Origin of the sequence: Neorhizobium sp. T25_13 (assembly GCF_002968675.1) — a bacterium.
Taxonomy (GTDB): Bacteria; Pseudomonadota; Alphaproteobacteria; order Rhizobiales; family Rhizobiaceae; genus Neorhizobium; species Neorhizobium tomejilense.
In genome coordinates this window covers 21,296-44,759 of the sequence record NZ_PVBI01000004.1, presented here as the reverse complement: position 1 = coordinate 44,759, position 23,464 = coordinate 21,296, and the positions used below count along the sequence as shown (strand labels likewise).

Below are 23,464 nucleotides of genomic sequence, written 5' to 3'. Positions count from 1 at the left end.
CGAAACCGAAACAAAGCATGACGGAACGGATCAAGACCGATTCCGACGGTGAGGCCTATGACGAACGCTGATTATGTTGCGCTTGCCCTCTTTGCCGTGCTTTGGGCCCTTTATTCCTGGATAACCGCCGGCGCCGGCTCGCGGCTGTTTCCGCGCGCCAGCCTCAACCGGGCGATGGCCGAACGGCGGAAGGACTGGATCTACAACTCGCTCCGCCGCGACCTGAAGATGATCGACACCCAGATCTTGGCGGGTCTGCAGAACGGCACCGCCTTCTTCGCCTCGACGTCTATCTTTGCGATCGGCGGCTGTTTCGCGCTGCTGGGCGCCACCGAACAGGTGGAAGCGGTCTTCCGCGATCTGCCCTTCGTCGCTTACGGCGGCCGCACCGCCTTTGAACTCAAGGTGGCCGGCCTCACCTTCCTGTTCGGCTATTCCTTCTTCAAATTCGGCTGGTCCTACCGGCTGTTCAACTACTGCACCATTCTCTTCGGCGCCCTGCCGATGCTGCACGACACCCATGCCGACCGGGCAGCCGCCGAGCGGGCGGCCGATCAGGTGGTGCGGATGAACACGATCGCGGCCGGTCACTTCAATTCCGGCCTGCGCGCGCTGTTTTTGTCGATCGGCTATCTCGGTTGGTTCATCGGGCCCTATATGTTCATCGCGATGACCGTCGTCGTGATTGTCGTGCTCACCCGCCGCCAGTATTTCTCCGAGGCCCGGCTGGCGATCATGGACCGTGGGACGCCCTGAGATCTGATCCGGAAAGACAAGCAGTGACCGTTGCCGAAACCGAAAATCCCTCCCTGCGCAGACCCCGCATCACGCTGATCGATACGCTGCGCGGCGTCGCTCTCATCGCCATGGCGACCTATCACTTCACCTGGGATCTCGAGTTTTTCGGCTATGTCGATCCCGGCACGGCGACCCAAGGGTTCTTCAAGGTCTACGCCCGCTCGATCGCCAGCTCGTTCCTGTTCCTGGCGGGCGTCAGCCTCGTCCTCGCGCATTTCCCGAAGATCCGCTGGGAGCCCTTCTGGAAGCGTTTTGCGATGGTCGCAGGTGCTGCACTCGCGATCAGCATCGCGACCCTGATCGCCTTTCCGAGCGAATGGATCTATTTCGGCATCCTGCACAATATCGCGCTGTCGAGCCTGATCGGCCTCGCCTTCCTGCGCCTGCCGCCGTTGTTGACGGGTGCCGTCGTCGTCCTCATCGCGGCAGCTATGATCGTCGACTACAGTCTTTTCCCCGGCGCGTTGGACGGGGCTTTATTCAACGCCCGTTACCTGAGCTGGCTCGGTTTTGCGGAAATCCCGCCGCGTTCGAACGACTATGTGCCGCTGTTTCCCTGGATCGCGGCACTTCTGGCCGGGGTGGCCGTTACGCGGCTGGCGCTATCGAAAAACTGGCTTCCGAAGCTCGCAGCGGTCCAGACGCGGCAGAACCTTCTCTCGAAGGCCGGTCGCCACAGCCTGATCGTCTATCTCGTCCACCAGCCGGTGCTGATCGCGCTGGTCTATCTCTTCTCGCTGGTGCATCCCGCCCCGCCGCCGGATCCGCGGGTCGGCTATGTCAGAAGTTGCGAGGCGGGCTGCACGGGCCAGGGCAACGACGCCGGCCTCTGCCAGAAGTTCTGCGGCTGCACCGCCGACAAGCTGATCGCGCAGTCGCTGATGACACCGCTGCAGTCCGGCGCCATCGCCGCGCAGGACGAAAGGGTGCAGTCGCTCGCCGAACAATGCTCGATCGAAGCGCAATAGCCAGATTGTGGGAAATCAGGTCCCGACGCCGATTTCGGCAAGTCGGGTCAGGCAGGCTTCCTCGACATTGTCGAGTTCGCTCAGCGTGTCGTCGATATCCTTGCGCTTCTGGCGCAGGTCGTTGCGCTTCTCGTCGAGGCGCGTCATCAACAGCTTGAGCTGTCCCAGCTCTCCCGGCGGCTCCTTGTAGACCTGGATGATTTCGCGGATCTCGGCGATCGTGAAGCCGATCCGGCGGCCGCGCAGGATTTCCTGGATCAGCCGCCGATCCGTTGCCCGGAAAAGCCGCGTACGACCCCGGCGTTCGGGGTGGATGAGACCCTCATCCTCGTAGAAGCGCAGCGTGCGGGTCGATACCCCGAATTCACGCGTCAGCTCCGTAATGCTATAATACTTGTTCACGATCATGTCCTGCTACTCGTCAGCCAAACTAATTGACTTTTACGTAACAGTCAATTTTTTGGCTCAGGGAAGCATGAACCACCAGGTCGCGAGGCCGAGGAACGAGAAGAAGCCGGTCGTGTCGGTAATCGCGGTCACGAACACCGCCGACGATACCGCCGGATCAGCCCCGGCCCGGTCGAGAAGCAGCGGGATCGTGATGCCGGCCATGGCCGCCGCAAACATGTTGATCAGCATGGCGGTAGCGATCAGCCCGCCGATATGGACGTCGTGGAACCACAGGCCGGCCACCATGCCGACGAGACAGCCGATCACCACGCCGTTGATCAGGCCGACGCCCGCCTCGCGTCGAGCGACGCGCCAGGCATTGTGGATGTCGAGATTGCGGGTCGCAAGCGCCCGCACCGTCACCGTCATCGTCTGCGAGCCGGCATTGCCGCCCATGCCGGCGACGATCGGCATCAGGATGGCGAGCGCCACCACCTGTTCGATCGTCGCCTCGAACAGCGAGATCACTGACGCCGAAATGAAGGCGGTGAAGAGGTTGACCAGCAGCCACGGCACCCGCGACCGCGAGGTTTCCCGGACCGAGTCGGACAGTTCTTCGTCGCCGACGCCCGAGAGGCGCATGATGTCCTCTTCCGCCTCCTCCTGGATGACGTCGACCACATCGTCGATGGTGAGCACCCCGACGAGGCGGCCGTTGTCGTCGACCACGGCTGCCGAGAGCAGGTCGTATTGCTCGAAGAGCTGGGCCGCCTCTTCCTGGTCCATGTCGGCGGGGATTGGGTAGTTCGTCTCCCGCATGATCGTCTCGATCTTCACCTGCCGCTTGGCGCGCAGGATGCGATCGAGGTCGAGCACGCCGAGCAGCTTGAAGGTCGGGTCGATGACGAAGATCTGGGTGAAGCTCTCCGGCAGGTCTTCCTCGTCGCGCATGTAGTCGATCGTCTGGCCGACGGTCCAGAACGGCGGCACGGCGACGAATTCCGTCTGCATGCGGCGGCCGGCCGACTGTTCGGGATAATCGAGTGCGCGGCGCAGCCTCACTCGCTCGGTGAACGGCAGCTGCGCCAGGATCTCTTCCCGGTCCTCGTGGTCGAGGTCTTCGAGAATGTAGACCGCATCGTCCGAATCGAGTTCGCCGATCGCCGCCGCGATCTGCGCGTTCGGCATCTGGTCGACGATCTCCATGCGGATATTTTCGTCGACCTCGGTGAGTGCGGTGAGGTCGAAATCGTCGCCGAGCAGTCGCACAAGCGCATGGCGCTGGTCTGGCAGGATCGCCTCGAGCAGATCGCCGAGTTCCGATTCGTGCAGCCGCGCCACATGGCTACGCAGGAAAAGCGTGTCGCGGTCGGCGATTGCGGCGCCGACCATGGCAAGGAAGTCGGCGCGGATCGCGCCGTCCTCGGAATAGATGTCGTCCCCGGCATCGTCGGGTTTTGTGCGCAGGCGGTGGTCTTCGCCGATATCGCTCATCTGCCGCCCTCGCTGCTGGTCTTTGACAAAAGGAGAATGGCGGCAAAAAACATATTGTCAACAACTGGATAGCTGCATCCGGCGCTATTGCTCATGCCACCGGTTTTCCTGCTAGAACAATTGCCGTTCCGGGTCCAGAGCGCATGACGAAACGATGCGGAAAAACCGGGAAGTCAGCCCGAAAGGCAGAAAGAGGAGTTCGAAAATGGCCATCCGAACCATCCTGAAATATCCCGATCCGGGTCTCTCCAGGCCGTGCGAACCGGTCACCGTTTTCGATGCGGCCCTGACGGCGCTGGCCCATGATCTCCTCGATACGATGCGGGCGGCACCCGGCGTCGGCATCACCGCCGCGCATGTCGGCGTCTTCACCCGGCTCGTGGTGCTGGAACTGTCGAGGGAAAACGGCCCGCGCTTCTACGCCAATCCGGAAATCCTGGTCTCTTCGGACGAATTGATGCGTCATACGGAGGGCAGCGTCTCCATGCCCGGCGCCAATGACGAGGTCGAGCGGCCGAAAAGGATCCGGTTCCGCTACCAGGACCTCACCGGTACCGTCCGTGAGGAGGACGCCGAAGGCTTCTATTCCATCTGCATGCAGCACGAGATCGACCAGCTCGACGGCATCTTCTGGCTGAAACGGCTGTCCCGCCTGAAGCGCGACCGGCTGCTGCGCAAATGGGACAAGGGAAAATGAAAACGCGGCCGAACCAAATTCGCGTTCGCCCGTTGTGAGGTCGCAAGTCCAGCGAGGATCCACGACCATGAACGCGACAGCAGACAAGACCGCAGCCGAGCTCGAGCGAAAAGTATCCGAACGCCTGGCTGCACTGCCGGACGTCGATTCGTCGATGATCGAACCACATGCCGAGGGAACCAAGGTTGTCCTCGAGGGTTCTGTCGATACCGTGTTCTCCGCCCGCAAGGCGGTGTTGAGCGCGGAAACCGTGGATGGCGTACATGATGTCGAAAGCCACCTGACCCTGACAGGTCCAAGGAATGGCGCATCCACGAGCCACTGAGCCGAAATACCCGGCGCACCGGCCTTTCAGCAGGGGGTGCGCCGGGTCCCATGTTGGCATGATAGGAGACTGCGGTGCCGGGCAAGAAAAAAGCTGACGACATTTCCCGCGAGGAAGATTTTCGCGACTACGACGACCGCAATATCGACGAAGGTTGGCCCTACGACGATGCAGCCGGCGCTCGCCCCGTCGACAACGCCGCCTATGGCGATCCCAAGGCCAATTTCGACACCGACCGCAACCGAGGCTATCAGGTGGACAGTGTGGAACGCGACGGCTCGGAAGAGCGCCTGGCAGACAGCATCCGCCCCGGCACCAAGGGGATCGAGGAGGCTGACGATCTCGAAGAGCGGATCACCGACGCGATCGAGGAGCTGGACATGATCGACATGGCGTCGATCGACGTGCATGTCGAGGATGGCACGGTCACGCTCGAAGGCGCCGTCGACGATGCGGCGACCTCGCGCAAGATCGTCCGCCGGATCCAGCGTGTCGCCGGCGTCCGCCAACTGGTCAACAACCTGCGCCTCGAAGGCGTCGACAGCCACATTCCCGACGACGACTAATCGATCGTCAGGGAAATCTCCGGAGAACTTTTCAGCGTATTGCTGACGGTGCAGATTTCCTCGGCCATATGGGCGATCTGCTTCTTCTGCTCGTCGTCGAAATCCCCTTCAATACGGAAATCCACGATGAACCTGGTGATCCGGGACGGGCCTTCATGGGCCTTTTCGCCGGTCACATGCACCCTCACCTCGCTCAGCCTGTCGAGAATGCCGAGCTTGCTTGCGGCGATTCGGCCGCTGAGCACGAGGCAGGCGGCAAGCGATGAAAACATCAGGTCGAGCGGGTTGAACCCCGGCTCGGAAGCGCCGGTCACCACTTCCACCTGACCACCCGTCTCACTCGTCACCTGCGGGTGACCGAGCCGCCCGAGCACGGCGGTCGCTCCGATCGGCCGTGTCTTTACTTTCAGTTCGACCATTGTTTGTCCTTACCTTGCACATACGAGCTTGGATCAGGCCAATAGATAAGCGAGGAATTTCAGGATCGCATCCGGAATGGGCGATATGACTCGATGTTTTGCCATCGGAGCGGCAGATCGGCCTAATTTCTCAGATGCGATTTCATCCGGGCAACAAAAAACCCGCCGAAGCGGGTTTCTTATTTTGGTGCGGTCGAGAAGACTCGAACTTCCACGTCTTGCGACACAGCGACCTCAACGCTGCGCGTCTACCAATTCCGCCACGACCGCATCGTGGTAGATGCCGACTTGCGCCGGCGGGGCTGCATGTAGCAAAAGCATTTGGGGTGCACAAGTGCGCCGTGACAGATTTTTGAAGGATAAAAATTCCAGGTGTGAATGCCTATATAAACCTGGCCGAAACCAGGCCCTTGCCGCACCCTTTTGTTTTTGCCAGAAGATTTTCCATGCTCACACGCACCGACCTCAATCTGTCCATGCTGCCGCAAACAGGCTCGCCGCCGGTGCGCTGGCGAATCTCCGAGGGACTCGTTCCCTATGAGGAAGCGGTGGTCGAGATGGAGCGCGAGGTGGCGGCGATCGCCGATGGCCATGCCGACGAGCTCGTCTGGCTGCTCGAACACCCGCCGCTCTATACGGCCGGCACCAGCGCCGACGCCGCAGACCTGATCGAACCGGACCGGTTTCCAGTGTTTTCCACAGGCCGCGGCGGCGAATACACCTATCATGGTCCCGGCCAGCGCGTCGCCTACGTGATGCTCGACCTCAAACGCCGGCGCCAGGACGTGCGCGCCTATGTGGCGGCGCTCGAGGAGCTGATAATCCGCACCCTGGACATGATGAACGTGCGCGGCGAGCGGCGCGAGGACCGCGTCGGCGTCTGGGTGCGCCGGCCGGAAAAACCGCTTCTGCCGGACGGTTCGATGGCGGAGGACAAGATTGCCGCTCTCGGCATCCGGCTGCGCCGCTGGGTCAGCTTCCACGGCCTCTCCCTCAATGTCGAGCCTGACCTCTCGCATTTCACCGGCATCGTGCCCTGCGGCATCAGTGCCTATGGGGTGACCAGCCTCGTCGATCTCGGCCTTCCGGTGATGATGGCGGATGTGGACATGCGGCTGCGTGAAGCCTTCGAGGAAATCTTCGGGGCCACCGTTTCCGAGACCACCGTGATCTGATCCCGACTTGAACATTGCCGCCCGCTGTGGTTGAAGAACCCGGTTCCTCGAAAGTGCCGGGCATGCCCTCTTCCACACCTGAAAATCCGCTGAAGGGCATGGCCATCATGGCCGCCTGCATGGTCATCCTGCCGTTGATGGATGCCATCGCCAAATACATGGCGACCTTCGAGGCGATGTCGCCCGCTCAGGTGACATTCTACCGGTTCTTCTTTCAGCTGGTCTGCATCCTGCCGCTCGCCGTCTTCACAGGGGCTGCCATCTTCCGGCCGAAACGCCCCTGGATGAACCTGCTGCGCGGCGTGCTGCATGCGGCGGCCAGCCTGATGTTCTTCGCGGCGGTCAAATACATGCCGCTCGCCGATGTCTTCGCCATCTATTTCGTCGAACCCTTCATGCTCACCATGATGTCGGCGATCTTCTTGCGGGAAAAGGTCGGCTGGCGGCGGTGGCTGGCGATCGTCGTCGGGTTCAGTGGCGCCATGATCGTCATCCAGCCGAGCTATGCGATCTTCGGCTGGACAGCACTGTTGCCGGTCGCCTGCGCCTTCCTCTTCACGCTCTACCTCTTCCTCAACCGGGCGATCGGGGAAGCCGATTCGCCGCTCGTCATGCAGACCATGGCCGGCGTCGGAGGAACGCTGTTCATGGCCGCGGCCCTGGTCATCGGGGATAGCACAGGGGCTGCGGATTTTACGCCGTCGCTCCCCGCCTCCTGGCTCGGTCTCATCCTGCTGATGCTGCTCGGCTCGATATCAGGCTACATGCATCTGCTCGTGGTTCGCGCCTTCCGGCTGGCGCCGCTTTCGCTGCTTGCGCCGTTCCAGTATTTCGAGATCATCTCGGCGACCGTGCTCGGTTACGCCCTATTCGGCGATTTCCCGACCGCCTCCAAATGGCTCGGCATCGCCGTCATCGTCGCCTCCGGCCTGTTCATCATCTGGCGAGAGCGTTCCAAATCGAAGCAGCTCGAAACCGTTTGACAGCCCTGTTTCCTGCCGATTAACCGCGCTTGTTGGCCACCCCTCAACTTCTCTCAATTATCACCCACATTGGTTTCATGATGAAACGGAGAAATAAAGATGAGCGGGTTCCGCTTTTCTTTTCCGGCATGTGTCATCGCCGGGAAGGGTCGGATTGTGGCCGACGATATTTTGATGCTGCGCAAATACGCATTCCCGGATGGCATTTGCTCCTCCGAAGACGCGCTTGCCCTTTTTGCGCTGAATGATTCCTGTGCCGAACAAAGCCCCGAATGGTCGACCTATTTCGTCGAAAGCCTGGCGGCATATCTCGTGCGCGGCACGGAGCCGCTGGGACGCATCGACGACGCGAAAGCCGGCTGGCTGATGCGCACGATCGCCGCCGATGGTGCCGTCCGTTCCGCCCTGGAGCTCGAACTGCTGCTGCATGCCATGGAAGTCGCATCCGAGGTGCCGGAAAGTCTCTCGGCCTTCGCGCTCGACCAGATCCGCCTGGCTCTCGAGCCCGGCGCGCGGGGCGTTTATCGTGCCATCCGCCCGGCCTCTGCCGGCATCACCGCCTTTGACCTCATCTATATCTGGCGGGTTCTGCGGGGAGCGACGGAACGTGGCCGGCTGATGCTGTCGCCGGTCGAAGCGCTGGTCCTGCGCGAGATCGACGAACTGGCTGATGCTAAGACCCATCATCCCGCCTGGCGGGAGATCATCGCGGCGGTGACGACACATGAAAGGCCGAAGGAAGTGCTGCGGTCGGGTCCCTGGCTGGTGACCGATGCCGGGCATCGCCTGACGCAGGAGGTGGCGGCCTGACGAACCGCCGGCCGCGACGCGTTGCACAGCTGCTCGTTCGCATTTTATCGGTTGGCTAAACCGCCTGGAAAATCAATCGGCCTAATGGTGTCCTTGATGATCGGCCGATGGCGAGCCGACAGGCTTCCGAGGTCGATATGACGCCTACCGTTTCCGCAGTCCTGTTGCTGACGATCAATCTCGGTCTGCTCTGGCTGCTGATGGCTGCGCCCGTCGGCCGCCGCACCATCGCGCTGCGCCGGACACTCGAAATCGCTCCGGAGCGTCTGTGGCACGCCTTTCATCCCGGCGGCGAGGAAGCGAGCTGGAACCCTTCGATCCTCTCCTCAGGGACGGAAAAAAACCGCGGCGGGATCGAGATCGCCTACAGCCATCCCGATCGCCACGGTGCGCCGATCCGGCGGGTCTTCAAGGTGGAGGAAACTATCGACGGTGCCCAGCTCAGCTACGAGAGCCGTGCACGCGTCGTCGACGACACAGCGCTCGACATTTCCTTCTGGCGCAATTTCGAGGAATACCGTGCCGTGTCGGCTGCACCCGGCGGCTCCACGGTCACCCTTGCCCAGACGGACGACTATCGCGGCTTCGCCGTCTACCTGTTTCGCTATTTCATGATCCGCCGCGAGCTTTCGTCGCTGACTGCCTGGCTGAAGAACGGCCGGCCGAAAACAAGCGGCATGATCGAACATCCGGTTGTCCAGATCGTCCTGGCGCTCCTCTCGACGCTGCTGCTCTGGCCCTTTTTCGGGCTGACTGCGGCGGGCCTGACGATCTCCATAATCCTGACCCTGGTCATCGTGCTGCACGAACTGGGGCACATGGCGGCCTATCGCGCCTTCGGGCATGAACGGGTGAGGATGATCTTCGTGCCGTTTCTCGGAGGCATCGCTATCGGCGGCCGGCCCTATAACAGCCGCTTCGAAGTCGCCACATGCGCGCTCATGGGAGCAGGCATGTCCGCCTTCCTCGTACCGGTGGTGATTTCCGTCCACGACCTCTCAAACGCCCACCTATTGTCCTCGTCCCTGCGTGAACCGGCTCTGGTCTTCCTGCTGATATTAGGGGCCTTCAACCTCCTCAACCTTCTGCCGATGTCCCAGTTCGACGGCGGCCGGGTGCTGAGGCAGATCTTTCCCACCCGCAGCCTGCTCGTTGCCGGCAGTTTCGGGATCACGCTTCTGATGCTCTGGGTCGGTTACCGGATCGGCCTGTCATCGACCGCTCTGATCGCGGCACTTGCCGTCTTCACGCTGATGAGCCTGATGGGCATTTCGTCCGCCAAGCCGCGCGAAAGTCTCGACCCCATGCATCCGGGTGAGCGGCTGATGGCAGGCCTCGGCCTCTATGCCGCGGTCGCCATCCATTCGCACGGTATCGTCTACGCCTGCGACCGCCTTTTCGGGTGATCACCCACCTTCGATATCACGTGCGATCGACGCCTCCACCCATTGACATCAACCCGCCAAGCGGCTCAAAAGGTTACATGAAAAGCGAAAACCCCACACTGCCGTCCGGCTATTCCGCGGTCCCTCCGGGCAAGATTGCCACCGTCGTGACCTGCCTCGAAATGTTCGAGAAGCCGCGCAGGAAAACCGCGACGGCGCCGGACACGCTTACCCTGGAACGCTGGCAGTCTCCTGCTCCCGACGAATACCGCGCGCTGTTCCGCGCGGTCGGCGAGAACTGGATGTGGGTCTCGCGACTGGTCATGAGTGACGACGAACTTGCCTCGGTCCTCGGCGATCCGCAGGTCGAGATTTACGTGCTTCTCGACGGCGGCCGCCGCATCGGCCTCCTGGAGCTCGATTTCCGGGAACAGGGCGAATGCGAGCTCGTCTATTTCGGCCTCGTTACCGGTGCGATCGGCAAGGGCGCCGGGCGTTTCATGATGAACTGGGCGATCGAGAGGGCCTGGGCGCATCCGATCCGCCGTTTCTGGGTGCATACCTGCCACTTCGACCACCCGGCCGCCATGCAGTTCTACCAGCGGTCGGGGTTCACACCCTACGCCCTGATGGTCGAAGTGCTCGACGATCCGCGGCTGACCGACCTGGCGCCGCGCACGACATCGCCGCACGTGCCCCTGATCGGTCCCTGATCCGCTCACCGAAATGCGACCGCGAACGGCTCGTTCCGGCTTGAGCCGGCCCCCTCGCCTGTGCCAAGGTCGCGCCGAATCTAAAAAGCCTCAAGGGAGAACATCATGGATGTCCGCGCCGCCGTTGCCGTTCAGGCTGGCAAACCGCTCGAAGTCATGACCGTGCAGCTCGAGGGCCCCCGCGCCGGCGAAGTGCTGATCGAGGTGAAGGCGACCGGCATCTGCCACACCGATGATTTCACCTTGTCCGGCGCCGATCCGGAAGGCCTCTTTCCGGCGATCCTCGGCCACGAGGGTGCCGGCATCGTCGTCGACGTCGGCCCAGGCGTCACTTCGGTCAAGAAGGGCGATCATGTCATCCCGCTCTATACGCCGGAATGCCGCGAATGCCCGTCGTGCCTGTCGCGCAAGACCAATCTCTGCACCGCCATCCGCTCGACCCAGGGCCAGGGCCTGATGCCCGACGGCACCTCGCGTTTTTCGATCGGCAAGGACAAGATCCATCACTATATGGGCTGCTCGACCTTTGCGAATTATACGGTCCTTCCGGAAATCGCGGTCGCGAAGATCAACCCGGACGCCCCCTTCGACAAGGTCTGCTACATTGGCTGCGGCGTGACGACGGGCATCGGCGCCGTCATCAACACCGCCAAGGTGGAGATCGGCGCCACCGCCATCGTCTTCGGGCTCGGCGGCATCGGTTTGAACGTCATCCAGGGCCTGCGGCTGGCCGGCGCCGACATGATCATCGGCGTCGACCTGAACAACGACAAGAAGGCCTGGGGTGAACGCTTCGGCATGACCCATTTCGTCAATCCGAAGGAAGTCGACGGCGACATCGTCCCTTACCTCGTCAATCTGACGAAGCGCGGCGCCGACCAGATCGGCGGAGCCGACTATACGTTCGACTGCACCGGCAATACCAGGGTCATGCGCCAGGCGCTCGAAGCCTCGCATCGCGGCTGGGGCAAGTCGGTGGTAATCGGCGTTGCCGGCGCCGGTCAGGAAATTTCCACCCGTCCCTTCCAGCTCGTTACCGGTCGCACATGGATGGGCACGGCCTTCGGCGGCGCCCGCGGCCGCACCGACGTTCCGAAGATCGTCGACTGGTACATGGAGGGCAAGATCGAGATCGACCCGATGATCACCCACACGATGCCGCTCGAGGACATCAACAAGGGTTTCGAGCTGATGCATGGCGGCGAATCGATTCGCAGCGTAGTAATTTATTGAGCGCGGTTCCGACACGTTCCGGAACACGCTCCGATGCTGCGAATAGACTTAGGATTTAACTCCGTTTAATGTGAGGAACGCAGAAGATGTACAAGTTCGAAATCTACCAGGACAAGGCCGGGGAATACCGTTTTCGCTTCAAGGCTGCGAACGGTCAGACCATGTTCTCCTCCGAAGGTTATTCGGCCAAGGCTTCCGCCGTTTCGGCCATAGAATCGATCAAGAAAAACGTACCCGGCGCAGCAGTCGACGACCTGACCACTGCCGTCGCCTGAAGCATATCCTGCGCGTAGCCCGCTGGGGCGGGCTACGCTTCCTTCCGTTGTGCGGGAGGTCGCCGGATTGGGCCTGAGTATCCATCCATGATCTACGTCGACGCCGATGCCTGTCCGGTCAAGCCGGAGGTCCTGAAAGTCGCTGAACGCCACGGCATCGAAGTGACCTTCGTCGCCAATTCCGGCCTGCGCCCCTCTCGTGATCCGATGGTCCACAACGTCATCGTTTCTGCCGGTTTCGATGCCGCCGACAACTGGATCGCCGAGCGCGCCGGACCCGCCGATATCGTCATTACCGCCGACGTGCCGCTGGCGGTACGCTGCGTAGCATCGGGCGCGCTGGTGACCGGTCCGACCGGCCGCGTCTTCGACGAGACCAATATCGGCATGGCGAGCGCCATGCGCGACCTTGGCGCGCATCTGCGCGAGACCGGCGAAAGCAAGGGTTATAACGCCGCCTTTTCCCCGCGCGACCGCTCGAAATTCCTGGAAACGCTGGACAGGCTCTGCCGCCGTTCCAAATCAGCCACGTGAGCGATCGGAAACCCGGATGCCGAGCCCCTGGCGCAGATTGACCTATCACCGGCACGGGCCGTTCTTCGCCGGCACCATCGCCGCGCTGGCCTGCCTGCTGTTCCTGCTCTTCTACATGCCGGAGCTCGCGCCCGGCATTGCAGTCATCGTCTTCTTCCTGATCTACCTCGTCATGATGGCCGCCCGCATCCCAAAGCTCGACGGCCCCACGTTGAGAGACAAGGGGCAGAACGACGACGAACCGGCCCCGGTCATCCTCGCCGTGACCTTGCTTGCCGTCGCCGCCGCCATTGTCTCGCTGTTCGAGGCCTTGAACCGCTCGCAGCCCGCGGGCGCTGCTTCCGTGTCGCTTGCCTTCGCATCCGTCGTGCTCGGCTGGCTGACAATCCACACCATGTTCGCCATGCACTACGCCCATCGCTTCTGGCGGCCGGAGGAACAGGCGGAGGAGAACGAGGCGAAGCGCGGCGGCCTCGATTTTCCCGAAACCGACGAGCCCGGCGCCTACGATTTCCTCTATTTCTCGTTCGTCATCGGCATGACCGCCCAGACTTCGGACGTCCAGATCACCACGACCGGCATGCGCCGCATCAACCTCCTGCATGCGGTCGTGTCCTTCTTTTTCAACACCGTCCTTGTCGCCGCGGCCGTCAACGCCGTCGTGTCGATGGGCAACTGATATTTTTCGAGGAGCACCGATGAAGGTCCTTTCCCAGAACACCGCCTTCGGCGGCATGCAGGGCGTATTCATGCACGATTCCGAGGCCTGCAAATGCGAGATGACCTTCGCGGTCTTCGTGCCGCCCCAGGCGATCAAGGAGCCCTGCCCTGTTGTCTGGTATCTCTCGGGCCTCACCTGCACCCATGCCAACGTCATGGAAAAGGGCGAATACAGGCGGATGGCCGCGGAACTCGGCCTCATCATCGTCTGTCCGGACACCAGCCCGCGCGGCAATGACGTGCCCGACGAGCTCACCAACTGGCAGATGGGCAAGGGCGCCGGCTTCTATCTCGATGCGACGGAAAAGCCGTGGGCCGAAAACTATCAGATGTACACCTACATCACCGAGGAACTGCCGAACTTCGTCAGCCAGCATTTCCGCATGGACATGGACCGCCAGGGCATTTTTGGCCATTCCATGGGTGGTCACGGCGCGATGACGATCGCGCTTCGGAACCCCGACCGCTTCAAGAGCTGCTCCGCCTTCGCGCCGATCGTCGAGCCCTCGACCGCCGACTGGTCGGCGCCGGCCTTCGGGAAATATCTGGGCGCGGATCGCTCCACCTGGCGGCAATACGACGCCTGCGCCCTGGTCGAAGACGGCGCGCGCTTTCCGGAATTCCTGATCGACCAGGGCAAGGCCGACGGCTTCCTCGAAAACGGCCTACGGCCCTGGCTGTTCGAGGAAGCGGCCAAGGGAACGGATATCGACGTGACGCTACGGATGCACGAGCGCTACGACCACTCGTATTATTTTATCTCGACCTTCATGGACGACCATCTCCGCTGGCACGCGGAACGGCTGGGGTAGGTCTCACGGAAACAGCGCGGTCGCCATGGTTGGGCGGCGTTGGCCGTCGAGGCGGAATTCGCTGGAGATGCGGTCGGCGATCTTTTCGGCGAGGTCGCGGTCAGCAGTGTCCCCGTCCAGCAGGTAGATCGACGTCTTGAACGTTCCCCTGGCGATCGGTTCGCCGCTGTTGACCGAAATCGCCTGCACCGTCACCTTCGCCTCGTGCCGGCTGCCGATCAGCATGGGCATATGCGACATCTCGTCGATGCGTACCGAGATGATCGTCCGCGGCAGGGCGATCGATCTGACGGTTGCCCGGATCGCCTCGTCGACCAGCATGTCGGTGGCGATCACCAGCCCCTTCGGTACGTCGGGCCGTGCGGTCACGAACGCGCCGCGCACGTCATAGAGAAGTTTTTCCTGCGCCGTGTTTGCCTGTTCCAGACGGAACGACATCAGCGGCAGGGCCGTCAAAGCAATGAGACAGAAACGTGAGAGACGACGAAACAAGAAGGGACCCCTTAGACGGCGCACCTTCAGATGTTCCAACGAACACGGTTAGAGAACGATTAAGCCGAGGGCTTCAGGGCAAGAAAAGTTTCGGTCGCCGCCCGCATTTCCTCGAGCCGCTTGGCGCGGCGATGTTCAGCCTCCGCGTCTGTGCCCCAATGTTCGTTCGTCCAGTCCTCGTCGAGATGGGCGAGCGTCCAGGCCTCGTCGGCGGTGAGCCGGCCTTCAGCGAAGGCAAGCGCCAGGATCGCCGAACCGGTCAGCGTCGTCACCGTGTGCAGCACGGCGAGTTCGATCGGCGTATCGTATTTCTTCAGCGTCACCGCAAAGGCGGCGGTCGCCTCCTTCGGCTGCTCCTGGGGCATCACGCCCTCGACCAGGATGAAGCGGGCGCCGAGTTCGTTGGCGGCCCAGTCGACGATCGGATCCCATTGTTCGCTCTGGCGGGCGACCAGGTTTTCCGGTGTTTCGGCGCGGTAGCAGAGCAGGTCGCTCGAAGAGAAGCGCAGGATATCCTCGAACACCGCTTGCGGGTCGGTGGCGATGCCGTCGATCGCGGTGTTGACGAGGCGCGTCACCGGCATGGTGCCGGGATCGATGACATCCACCTGGCTGGCCCATTCATCGCGGATCAGTTCGGCAAGCCGTGCCGTCGGCGCGACGAGCCCGTTCTTGGCCGGCGTCCTGACCGGTCGGCCATCGAGATGGATGGCATGGCCGCCCTCGCCCTCGGCAACCGAGACTTCCTTGTAGAAGCGCTTCGGCAGCGGCTTGTGCATCTGGATCTGCGCCCGCCGCGTCGGGTCCGGATGGCTCAGCGCTTCGGATGGATCGGGAAACATGTCACGCATGGAAATAAAACCTCAGCCGATATGGCTCAGCAACTCGCTCGGATGATGGATGATCGCGTCGGCTCCGGCCTTGTTCAGCTCGTCCACCGAGGCGTAACCCCAGGCAACGCCGATCGCCGTGGCGCCGGCCGCCTTCGCCATCTGCATATCGTAAATGGCATCGCCGATGACAAGAGTGTCGGAAGGTTTCATGCCGGTCTCGTCGCAGCATTCGGTCACCATCGCCGGATGCGGCTTCGACGGGCAGTCGTCGGCGGTGCGCGACACCATGAAATACTTGTCGAACCCGTGCGTCTCCACGACCAGCTTAAGGCCGCGCCGCGATTTGCCGGTCACAGCGCCGATCAGCAGGTCCTTGCGCGGACCGATCGCGTCGATCAGCTCGCGAATCCCCTCGAACAACGGCTCCCTGAAACCGAGATCCTGGCGCACGACGGCAAACAGCGTCTTGTAATAGGCCATCATCTCGACGGCCTCGTCGTCCGCATGCGGCTTTCCCTGCATGCGGGCGATCGCGATGTCGAGCGTCAGCCCAATAATTGCCTTGGTGTCCTCCACCTTGGGTTCCGGCTTGTCGAAATGGGCGAAGGTGCGGCGCATGGTTTCGTGGATCAGGTTCGCGCTGTCGACCAGCGTGCCGTCGCAATCGAAAAGGACCAGTTTCATTCTTCGTCATCCCTGCGGCCGTTTTCCATGTCGAACCCGAGAAGGTTCCAGCTCTGCACCATATGCGGCGGCAGAGGTGCCGTGACCTTCAGCCGTCCGCCGTTCGGATGCGGGATGTCGATATGGCGCGCGTGGAGATGCAGCTTCTTCTGGATGCCGCCGGGAAAATCCCAGTTGTGATCGTCGTCGAAATATTTCGGGTCGCCGATGATCGGATGGCCGATATGCAGCGCATGGACGCGCAGCTGGTGGGTGCGGCCGGTATAGGGTTCCATCTCCAGCCAGCAGAGCGTCTGTGCCGCCATTTCCAGCACCCGGTAATAGGACACCGCGTGGTCGGCGCCGTCCTCGCCGTGCCTGGCGATCCGCATGCGGTCGCCGTCCGGCGTCTGTTCCTTCACCAGCCAGGTGGAGATCTTGTCCTCGTGCTTGCGCGGCACGCCCTTGACCAGCGCCCAATAGGTCTTCTTGGTATCGCGCTCGCGAAATGCGGCCGTCAGCTTCTGGGCAGCACCGCGGGTGCGGGCGATCACCAGCACGCCCGACGTGTCGCGGTCCAGCCGGTGCACGAGCCGCGGCTTTTCGCCCTTCGGGCTGATCCAGCTGTCGAGCATCTGGTCGATATGGCGCGCGACGCCCGATCCGCCCTGCACCGCAAGGCCGGCTGGCTTGTTGAGCACGATGACCTTCTCGTCCTCGTGCAGAACCATGCGCGACAGCAGTTCGAAATCGCTGGAATGCTTGAGATCCTTGCCGGCGATCGGCCCCGTCTTCTTCGCATCCACGTCCAAAGGCGGGATGCGCACCGTCTGCCCCGGCTGTATGCGGGCGTCGGACTTCACCCGTCCGCCGTCGACGCGCACCTGTCCGGAGCGCAGCAGTTTCTGGAGCGGCCCGAAGCCGAGGCCCGGGTAGTGGATCTTGAACCAGCGGTCGAGACGCATTCCCGCTTCGTCCGCTTCGACGCGGATATGCTCGATGCCTGCCATCAAAGCTCTTTCATATCTATGTGTGGGCCGGCGGCCCTTTGCCCGGTCTTTAGAGCATTGCCCGCCCGAGCGCCAGTCCGGCGAAAACCGCACCCAGCGAGATTGCGACGCTCGCGACGATATAGGTGACGCCCACCATGGTCGCGCCACGCTCCAGCAGCGACACGACATCCAGCGAAAACGCCGAGAACGTCGTGAAGCCGCCGAGAAAGCCGGTAATGATCAGCAACCGCAGCTCGGGCGACGCATCGAAGCGCCGGACGATGAGCTCAGCCAGAAAGCCGATCGCGAACGAGCCGGCGATATTGACGGCAAGCGTCCCCCACGGAAACGCCGGCCCCCACAGGCGCAGCGCCCAGAGCCCGACGAGATAGCGGCAGACGGAGCCGATCGCTCCGCCGATGGCGACGAGAAGCAGGTTGGTCATGGAACTTTCTCTAGGACAGAAACGAGAATCGTCAAATCGGTAAAATGCCGACGTTTTGTTTAAAGGGGAACAAATCAGGGCCGCCGTAATTATCATATTCTGAGAAAAAAGAGTGATAGGCGCGATGACACAACTGGTCAGCATATCGGCAAGCACTGCCGCACTCGCCATCGAGGCGCTGAAGCCCGGCCGACGCATCTCGGCCAAGGATCAGGTCAAGGACATCAAGGCCGATTCGGACCGCAACCAGCGCCGCGCCGAAAACGCCGGCGACCCCGGCGATACCGAATTCATGATCCCGGCCACCACCGTCTCGCTCGACATGCTCACCGCCGACCAGAAACCGCGCCAGCAGGTCACGTTCCGCCAGGTCGAATCCGCCTATCGCGATCTGGAAGATTGATATCACCCGGCAGGCCCTCAGGCCGCCACGCACCGGATATTCTCCCGCCCGCTCCCCGAGCGGGCTTTTGCGTTGCGATGATAGTCGATGAAATCGGCGGCCGGCAGCGGTTTCGAAAACAGCCAGCCCTGGCCGAAATTGACGTCGTGAGCCTTCAGGTAGTCCGCCTGCTCCTCCGTCTCCACGCCTTCGGCGACGATCTGCAGGTCGAGCGTCTTCGCCATCTCGATGATGTGGCCGGTGACCGAGCTGGTGGCACTGTTGCGGCCGATCGTGTCGACGAAGGACTTGTCGATCTTCAGCGCATCCATCGGCAGCCCCTGCAAGTATTGCAAGCTGGAATATCCCGTGCCGAAATCGTCGATCGCCACCGAATGGCCTCTTTGCCGAGCCGCTGTCAATGTCGTCCGCGCCGCCTCGATGTCGATGAAGCCGCGTTCGGTGGCCTCCAGCCAGATCTGCCCTGCCGCTATCCCAGTCTTTGCGAGTTTCCTGTCGAGCACGTCGAGGATGCGCCCGGAGGTGACATCGGCGGCGGAAAGGTTGACGGCGATATGCAGCGAACTTTCCGCCCTGAGCAGCCCTCCGAGATCGGCAGTGATCGCTTCGATGACCTGGTCGGTGATCGGCAGAATGAGCCCGCTCTCCTCGGCGAGCGGAATGAACAGGTCCGGGCGCACCAGCGATCCATCCGGCCGCCGCCAGCGCACCAGCGCCTCGGCGCCGACGCAGACGCCGGTCTTGAGCTCGATGATCGGCTGGTAGTGGACGATAAATTCGCGCTTGCGCACTGCGATCGCCAGCTCACCGAGCGGTGACAGCCTTTTCTTGGACAGCCAGACCACCACGCCGACAATGAAGATGGCGACGAAGGCGCCGACCGGCAGCAGCAGGAGCTGTTCCTCCCGCAGCCTGCCAGTCAGGTTGGAGCGTGGCTCCATGGCGATCGCGATCAACCCCTTGTCGTGCGCCACCGCATAGAGCGCCGAGGAGGTCATGCCGTTCTTCGGCTCGTCGATCAGGGCGTTGACGAGGTCCGTTTCGGGGGAATTGAGTTCGTTGATCAGCATGCCCTGCCGGTTGGCGAGCGCCAGCGAGATGTCGGCGTCCACCAGGATATCGATGAAACGGGCCGGATCGACCAGTACGTTATAGGGGCCGTAATGGAGCGCCATCATCGGATTGCCCATGCTGACAGCCGGCTGCACGCGGGTGGCTACTTCCACGCCGTCGGGCGTCATGTAGTCGATCCACGGCCTGTCGACCTTGCGCTCCTCGATCCCCCAGGAGGTGCATTTCAACAGGCCGTTCTCGAAATAACCGACTTCCTTGACTGAGGGCGTATTGAAGGCGATCACCCGCATCCGGGCGATATGCTGGTCCGAACATGGCACCAGGCGCGGATAGGCGAGCGAATCGAGCGCCGCCCGCGCATCCTCGAACGTCCGGCTCGCACGCATGATCGTCTGCTCGGCGAGCCGTTCGAGATTGTTCTGTTGTTTCTCGACCGTGATGACCCACGAAATGTAGACCATCGCGACAATCGGTACGATTGCCCCCAGCAGGCCGAGGAAAATGGCCGCCGCAATCACCCGAGAACGCCGCAGTTCCATTGCCGAAACCTTTGATGAGAGGTGTTGGCGATATTCATCGCGGACTTCTGTTAAGATTCCTTGATGCAACTCGATCAGGTTGTATCGAAGCAATTTCTAAAACCCCGCCGGTTGCGCCGCTTGGGCGGAAACCCGTCGGCTCGCTAGGTCCGCTTGCCGGCAAAACGCAGCGGAAATCCGTCGAAGGCCTTGATTTCCTTGAGGACGAAGGTCGTCTGCATTTCCTTTATGCGCGGTAATCGCCGCAACGTCGACATGGCGAAATCCGCATAGGCGTCGAGATCCGGTGAGACGACCTGCAGCAGGAAATCCGCGTCACCCGCGATGCTGTAGCAGGCGACCACCTCGTCGAGCCCGATCACCTCGGCCGCGAACGCTTCCGCCTCCTCTTCGCTATGACTGTCGATCTTGACGCGGATGAAGGCAAGTACGCCGAGACCGATCGCCTTTCGGTTCAGCACCGCCTTGTATCCTTGGATGACGCCCGTCTCCTCGAGATGCCGCACGCGCCGCCAGCTCGGAGATGTCGAAAGGCCGATCCTGTCCGCGAGCGCCTGGTTGGTCAGGCGGCCATCGTCCTGCAACGCTTCCAGAATTCGTATATCCGCCGGCTCAACGTCGTTTGCCATCAAACTCTACCCATAGTTCCACATTAAGAGGTAGATCCTACCCCAAAATCCCGAAAGGGAGAAGTAAAAGGCAGGATCGACCGGGCGATGCGGAGTAATGTGCAGATCCCCTTCCATGAATGGATATCCTGCCTGCCCATGACCGACGACACCCGCATCGCCATCATCGTCAACCCTACCCTGCCGCTCGGTCTCCTTGCCAACACGGCCGGCGCCATCTCGATCGGCCTTGGCGCTCGCGTGCCTGCGCTCGCGGCTCGCCGGCTGACCGATCGCCAGGGTCGCACGATCGATATCAGTTCTTCCCTGCCGGTGCCGATCCTGCAGGCGCAGGCGGATACGATCCGATCCCTGATGCTGAAGGCCATGGAGCAGACCGAGAACCGCGCCGTCGTGCCCTTTCCGGCTTTCGCCAGATCGCTGCACGACTACCACGACTACGAGGCCGCCTTCCCCGATCGCGATCTCGCGGAAGAGGAGATCGACGGCCTTGGCCTCGCCGGGCCTTCGAAATGGATAAAGTCGTTGACCGGCAGCCTCAAACTGCTGCGCTAGAGACGAAGAGCCTGCTCCGGGGAGCAGGCTCCATCGAATCTTACTTGTGCATGTGGCCGCCCGGCCCCGCCGCTTCGACAGGCAGCGTGATGTCGACCTTGCCGGCCTTCTCGAACGTCAGGGTCACCGGCACTTTGCCGCCCTGCTTGAAGGGTTCCTTGACCTTGATGAACATCAGGTGCAGCCCGCCGGGCGTCAGTTCGACGGTCTTGCCCGCCGGGATGGCGATCCCGGTATCGAGTTTGCGCATTTTCATTACCTCGCCCTGCATCGCCATCTCGTGCATCTCCACGGTGCCCGAGGCCGGCGACGAGACCGAAACCAGCATGTCGTCGGATTTGCCGTTGTTCTTGATGGTGAGATAACCGCCGCCAACCGGCTGGCCGGGCAGCATCGCCTTGGTGAAGGCACTGGTGATTTCCAGGTCGGCGAGCTTGGTGGGCGCCTCCTGAGCGGCCGCAGCTCCCGCAATAATAATGCCGGTCGCAGCGAAAATGCCGAGGAAAGCGAGTTTGGTGAAAGTCTTCATGGAATATCTCCATGCGGTGACAGCATTCTTGCCGGTCGACCGCGATTGATCTGAGAGCGTTAAAGCATCAGATCGAAATCGGGGGCGCGCGGGATTTCGGCCGGGCGACGGCACTCGTGCCGAGCAGTCGCGAAAATTGGCGCAGCGGGTTGGCGAGCGAGGCGCGCTCGCGGCCAGGCCAGGCTTCATTCTCCGGCGGCGGCAGGATGACCGATGCGGAGAGCAGGCAGACTTCGCAGAGCGGCTTTGCCGCCGGCATCTGATGGCCGTGGTCGCCTTCCGAGCAGATGTCGGCAAACGTGCCGTCCGGCAGGCGATAGGCTTCGCTGTAGGAATCGAGCGGCGCTGCCGCCTGGACCGGCTGATGGGCAAATCCCAGCAAAAGCAGCAGCATCGCGCAGAAAATGCGCGTTGAGTTCGCCGCCGTGTTGAGCCGTGTCGTCATCGTCTCGCCTGTCCGAATGCCTGCCGGAATAACCCAAATCGTGGCAAAGCGCAAAAGCCCTTTTTGCCGCGTTTTTTTCAGTCATTTCGCCAGCCGTTGCATTAGGTCAAATCGCGTTTGCTGCATTGCGACAAAAATAGTGTTTCGTGCGACATGGAGGGCTTGCCAAATGGTGATCGAGGCCGATAATACCGCCCAGACTCGCTGGGAGAAGCCGCTTAAATGCGGTGCCGAAGGAGCAACCGCCCCGGAAACTCTCAGGCAAAAGGACCAGCAGTCGACCGACAGGAACTCTGGAGAGAAGCCCGAAGAGGGCTCGCCGAAGGGATAACAATCTCAGGCGCAAAGGACAGAGGGGGCTCATAACCGGTGCATCACTGCGCCTGAATCTGAGCCGGCGCTTGAAATGCGCCAACCCTGGAGGCGTCCTTGGACGATCAAACCGTTCTCAAGACCACCCCGCTTCACGCCCTCCATCTGTCGCTCGGCGCCAGGATGGTGCCCTTTGCCGGCTACGACATGCCTGTGCAATATCCAGCCGGCGTGCTGAAGGAACATCTGCACACCCGCACCGCCGCCGGGCTTTTCGACGTTTCCCATATGGGCCAGGTCGTCATCCGTGCGAAATCCGGTGCTTACGAGGATGCAGCACTTGCGCTCGAAACCCTGGTGCCGGTCGATATCCTCGGCCTCAAACCCGGCCGCCAGCGCTACGGCTTCTTCACCGACGACAACGGCGGTATCCTCGACGACCTGATGATCACCAATCGCGGCGATCACCTGTTCGTCGTCGTCAACGCCTCCTGCAAGGAGGCCGACCTCGCCCACCTGCAGGCGCATCTGACCAATTGCGACGTCGAACTCCTCGAAGACCGCGCGCTCATCGCCCTCCAGGGTCCGCGTGCAGAGGGCGCACTGGCGGCTCTCTGGCCGGATGTCACCTCCATGAAGTTCATGGACGTCCGCGACGCGTCCCTGCACGATGTCGACTGCATCATCTCCCGCTCCGGTTATTCCGGCGAGGACGGGTTCGAGATTTCGGTTCCGGCAGACCAGGTCGAACAGATCGCCAAGGCGCTGCTCGAAGACCTGCACTGCCAGCCGATCGGCCTCGGCGCCCGCGATTCGCTGCGCCTAGAGGCCGGCCTCTGCCTTTATGGCAACGACATCGACACGACCACCTCGCCGATCGAGGCCGCACTCGAGTGGGCGATCCAGAAACCCCGCCGCGCTGGCGGCGTCCGCGCCGGCGGTTTTCCGGGCGCCGACCGTATCCTCGGTGAGCTCGCGAACGGCACCTCCCGCCGCCGCGTCGGCCTGAAGCCGGAAGGCAAGGCGCCCGTCCGCTCCCACGCCAAGCTTTACGCGGATCCAGAGGGGCAGACCGAACTCGGCGAAGTCACCTCCGGCACGTTCGGCCCCTCGGTCGAAGGCCCGGTCGCCATGGGCTACGTCCCGACCCGCTTTGCCGAACCAGGCTGTCAGATCTTCGCGGAGGTGCGCGGCAAATACTTAGGCCTCACGGTCGCCGCCCTGCCCTTCATCACCCCCACCTACAAACGATAATC

General features: G+C 62.2%; 30 protein-coding genes, 1 tRNA gene and 2 riboswitches. Of the genes, 18 read left to right on the top strand and 13 right to left on the bottom strand.

Features of this window, described 5'->3' with window-relative positions; all coding sequences use genetic code 11:
• The first annotated feature begins 57 nt into the window (after positions 1–57).
• Positions 58–756, top strand: a complete 699-nt coding sequence (locus C5J22_RS10400; protein ID WP_105404875.1) for a DUF599 domain-containing protein — start codon at positions 58–60, stop codon at positions 754–756.
• A gap of 23 nt (positions 757–779) precedes the next feature.
• Positions 780–1,766: a DUF1624 domain-containing protein gene (locus C5J22_RS10395; protein ID WP_105438183.1), complete on the top strand. Its 987-nt coding sequence runs from the start codon at positions 780–782 to the stop codon at positions 1,764–1,766.
• 15 nt (positions 1,767–1,781) lie between these two features.
• On the opposite strand, the gene C5J22_RS10390 is transcribed toward C5J22_RS10395, so the two are convergent.
• Both C5J22_RS10390 and mgtE read right to left on the bottom strand, forming a co-directional pair.
• Entirely contained in the window at positions 1,782–2,174 is a 393-nt protein-coding gene (locus tag C5J22_RS10390) for a MerR family DNA-binding transcriptional regulator (protein ID WP_037082306.1), read from the bottom strand.
• Between the two features lie 57 nt (positions 2,175–2,231).
• A complete protein-coding gene (mgtE, locus tag C5J22_RS10385; RefSeq protein WP_105438182.1) occupies positions 2,232–3,650 on the bottom strand; it encodes a magnesium transporter in 1,419 nt (472 codons plus the stop codon).
• Positions 3,651–3,855: 205 nt separating this feature from the next.
• Here mgtE and C5J22_RS10380 point away from each other — a divergent pair, with 205 nt between their 5' ends.
• The 3 genes from C5J22_RS10380 to C5J22_RS10370 all read left to right on the top strand — a co-directional run bounded on the left by C5J22_RS10380 (position 3,856) and on the right by C5J22_RS10370 (position 5,238).
• The gene (locus tag C5J22_RS10380) at positions 3,856–4,347 is read left to right on the top strand and encodes a peptide deformylase (protein WP_105438181.1); all 492 of its coding nucleotides are present in this window, start codon (positions 3,856–3,858) and stop codon (positions 4,345–4,347) included.
• A gap of 67 nt (positions 4,348–4,414) precedes the next feature.
• On the top strand, positions 4,415–4,672 hold the full coding sequence (locus C5J22_RS10375) for a BON domain-containing protein (RefSeq protein WP_105424462.1): 258 nt from the start codon (positions 4,415–4,417) through the stop codon (positions 4,670–4,672).
• Positions 4,673–4,746: 74 nt separating this feature from the next.
• Positions 4,747–5,238 (top strand): BON domain-containing protein, encoded by a 492-nt coding sequence (locus tag C5J22_RS10370; RefSeq protein ID WP_105438180.1) that lies wholly within the window; start codon positions 4,747–4,749, stop codon positions 5,236–5,238.
• Here the strand turns inward: C5J22_RS10370 and C5J22_RS10365 are convergent.
• Positions 5,235–5,657: an OsmC family protein gene (locus C5J22_RS10365; protein ID WP_105438179.1), complete on the bottom strand. Its 423-nt coding sequence runs from the start codon at positions 5,655–5,657 to the stop codon at positions 5,235–5,237. The genes C5J22_RS10370 and C5J22_RS10365 overlap by 4 nt on opposite strands.
• A gap of 185 nt (positions 5,658–5,842) precedes the next feature.
• Positions 5,843–5,927 (bottom strand) — tRNA-Leu (locus tag C5J22_RS10360).
• A gap of 176 nt (positions 5,928–6,103) precedes the next feature.
• On the opposite strand from C5J22_RS10360, the gene lipB reads away from it, so the two are divergent.
• The 10 genes from lipB (at position 6,104) to fghA (ending at position 14,297) form a co-directional block, all read left to right on the top strand.
• Positions 6,104–6,832 carry a lipoyl(octanoyl) transferase LipB gene (gene lipB / locus C5J22_RS10355; RefSeq protein ID WP_105438178.1) on the top strand — a complete coding sequence of 243 codons (729 nt, stop codon included), beginning with the start codon at positions 6,104–6,106 and terminating at the stop codon, positions 6,830–6,832.
• A 62-nt stretch (positions 6,833–6,894) separates the two neighbouring features.
• Positions 6,895–7,815 (top strand): DMT family transporter, encoded by a 921-nt coding sequence (locus tag C5J22_RS10350; protein WP_105438177.1) that lies wholly within the window; start codon positions 6,895–6,897, stop codon positions 7,813–7,815.
• Between the two features lie 174 nt (positions 7,816–7,989).
• The gene (locus tag C5J22_RS10345; protein ID WP_172746590.1) at positions 7,990–8,625 is read left to right on the top strand and encodes a hypothetical protein; all 636 of its coding nucleotides are present in this window, start codon (positions 7,990–7,992) and stop codon (positions 8,623–8,625) included.
• Positions 8,626–8,762: 137 nt separating this feature from the next.
• The gene (locus tag C5J22_RS10340) at positions 8,763–10,031 is read left to right on the top strand and encodes a hypothetical protein (RefSeq protein WP_105438494.1); all 1,269 of its coding nucleotides are present in this window, start codon (positions 8,763–8,765) and stop codon (positions 10,029–10,031) included.
• A gap of 77 nt (positions 10,032–10,108) precedes the next feature.
• A complete protein-coding gene (locus C5J22_RS10335; protein ID WP_105438175.1) occupies positions 10,109–10,723 on the top strand; it encodes a GNAT family N-acetyltransferase in 615 nt (204 codons plus the stop codon).
• Between the two features lie 105 nt (positions 10,724–10,828).
• Positions 10,829–11,956: an S-(hydroxymethyl)glutathione dehydrogenase/class III alcohol dehydrogenase gene (locus C5J22_RS10330; protein ID WP_046636211.1), complete on the top strand. Its 1,128-nt coding sequence runs from the start codon at positions 10,829–10,831 to the stop codon at positions 11,954–11,956.
• A gap of 86 nt (positions 11,957–12,042) precedes the next feature.
• On the top strand, positions 12,043–12,231 hold the full coding sequence (locus tag C5J22_RS10325) for a YegP family protein (RefSeq protein WP_105438174.1): 189 nt from the start codon (positions 12,043–12,045) through the stop codon (positions 12,229–12,231).
• A gap of 87 nt (positions 12,232–12,318) precedes the next feature.
• Complete coding sequence (locus C5J22_RS10320; RefSeq protein WP_105438173.1) at positions 12,319–12,765, top strand: YaiI/YqxD family protein; 447 nt, start codon at positions 12,319–12,321, stop codon at positions 12,763–12,765.
• Between the two features lie 16 nt (positions 12,766–12,781).
• Positions 12,782–13,444, top strand: a complete 663-nt coding sequence (locus tag C5J22_RS10315; protein ID WP_105438172.1) for a DUF1345 domain-containing protein — start codon at positions 12,782–12,784, stop codon at positions 13,442–13,444.
• A gap of 19 nt (positions 13,445–13,463) precedes the next feature.
• On the top strand, positions 13,464–14,297 hold the full coding sequence (gene fghA, locus C5J22_RS10310; RefSeq protein WP_105438171.1) for an S-formylglutathione hydrolase: 834 nt from the start codon (positions 13,464–13,466) through the stop codon (positions 14,295–14,297).
• Between the two features lie 3 nt (positions 14,298–14,300).
• Here the strand turns inward: fghA and C5J22_RS10305 are convergent, their stop codons facing one another.
• The 5 genes from C5J22_RS10305 to crcB are packed head-to-tail and all read right to left on the bottom strand — an operon-like array spanning position 14,301 to position 17,722.
• Complete coding sequence (locus tag C5J22_RS10305) at positions 14,301–14,789, bottom strand: hypothetical protein (RefSeq protein WP_105438170.1); 489 nt, start codon at positions 14,787–14,789, stop codon at positions 14,301–14,303.
• 59 nt (positions 14,790–14,848) lie between these two features.
• Entirely contained in the window at positions 14,849–15,640 is a 792-nt protein-coding gene (locus C5J22_RS10300) for an ATP12 family chaperone protein (protein WP_105438169.1), read from the bottom strand.
• A 12-nt stretch (positions 15,641–15,652) separates the two neighbouring features.
• Positions 15,653–16,306 (bottom strand): HAD-IA family hydrolase, encoded by a 654-nt coding sequence (locus C5J22_RS10295; protein WP_105438168.1) that lies wholly within the window; start codon positions 16,304–16,306, stop codon positions 15,653–15,655.
• Entirely contained in the window at positions 16,303–17,295 is a 993-nt protein-coding gene (locus C5J22_RS10290; RefSeq protein WP_105438167.1) for an RluA family pseudouridine synthase, read from the bottom strand. The genes C5J22_RS10295 and C5J22_RS10290 overlap by 4 nt, the downstream gene beginning before the upstream one ends.
• Before the next feature lie 49 nt (positions 17,296–17,344).
• Entirely contained in the window at positions 17,345–17,722 is a 378-nt protein-coding gene (gene crcB / locus C5J22_RS10285) for a fluoride efflux transporter CrcB (RefSeq protein WP_105438166.1), read from the bottom strand.
• Positions 17,723–17,846: 124 nt separating this feature from the next.
• Here crcB and C5J22_RS10280 point away from each other — a divergent pair, with 124 nt between their 5' ends.
• Positions 17,847–18,125: a hypothetical protein gene (locus C5J22_RS10280; protein WP_105438165.1), complete on the top strand. Its 279-nt coding sequence runs from the start codon at positions 17,847–17,849 to the stop codon at positions 18,123–18,125.
• A gap of 17 nt (positions 18,126–18,142) precedes the next feature.
• Here C5J22_RS10280 and C5J22_RS10275 read toward each other — a convergent pair whose 3' ends face one another.
• Positions 18,143–19,738, bottom strand: coding sequence for an EAL domain-containing protein (locus C5J22_RS10275; RefSeq protein ID WP_105438164.1), 1,596 nt, complete (start codon positions 19,736–19,738; stop codon positions 18,143–18,145).
• Positions 19,739–19,881: 143 nt separating this feature from the next.
• Positions 19,882–20,367 (bottom strand): Lrp/AsnC family transcriptional regulator, encoded by a 486-nt coding sequence (locus C5J22_RS10270; RefSeq protein WP_105438163.1) that lies wholly within the window; start codon positions 20,365–20,367, stop codon positions 19,882–19,884.
• Positions 20,368–20,505: 138 nt separating this feature from the next.
• Here C5J22_RS10270 and C5J22_RS10265 point away from each other — a divergent pair, with 138 nt between their 5' ends.
• Positions 20,506–20,922: a DUF2000 domain-containing protein gene (locus tag C5J22_RS10265; protein ID WP_105438493.1), complete on the top strand. Its 417-nt coding sequence runs from the start codon at positions 20,506–20,508 to the stop codon at positions 20,920–20,922.
• Positions 20,923–20,962: 40 nt separating this feature from the next.
• Here C5J22_RS10265 and C5J22_RS10260 read toward each other — a convergent pair whose 3' ends face one another.
• Positions 20,963–21,451, bottom strand: coding sequence for a copper chaperone PCu(A)C (locus tag C5J22_RS10260; protein ID WP_105438162.1), 489 nt, complete (start codon positions 21,449–21,451; stop codon positions 20,963–20,965).
• A gap of 67 nt (positions 21,452–21,518) precedes the next feature.
• Entirely contained in the window at positions 21,519–21,896 is a 378-nt protein-coding gene (locus C5J22_RS10255) for a hypothetical protein (RefSeq protein ID WP_105438492.1), read from the bottom strand.
• 195 nt (positions 21,897–22,091) lie between these two features.
• Positions 22,092–22,179, top strand: a riboswitch (glycine riboswitch).
• Positions 22,180–22,259, top strand: a riboswitch (glycine riboswitch).
• A gap of 66 nt (positions 22,260–22,325) precedes the next feature.
• Between C5J22_RS10255 and gcvT the strand changes: the two genes are divergently transcribed.
• Complete coding sequence (gene gcvT / locus C5J22_RS10250; protein WP_105438161.1) at positions 22,326–23,462, top strand: glycine cleavage system aminomethyltransferase GcvT; 1,137 nt, start codon at positions 22,326–22,328, stop codon at positions 23,460–23,462.
• The last annotated feature ends 2 nt before the right edge of the window (positions 23,463–23,464 follow it).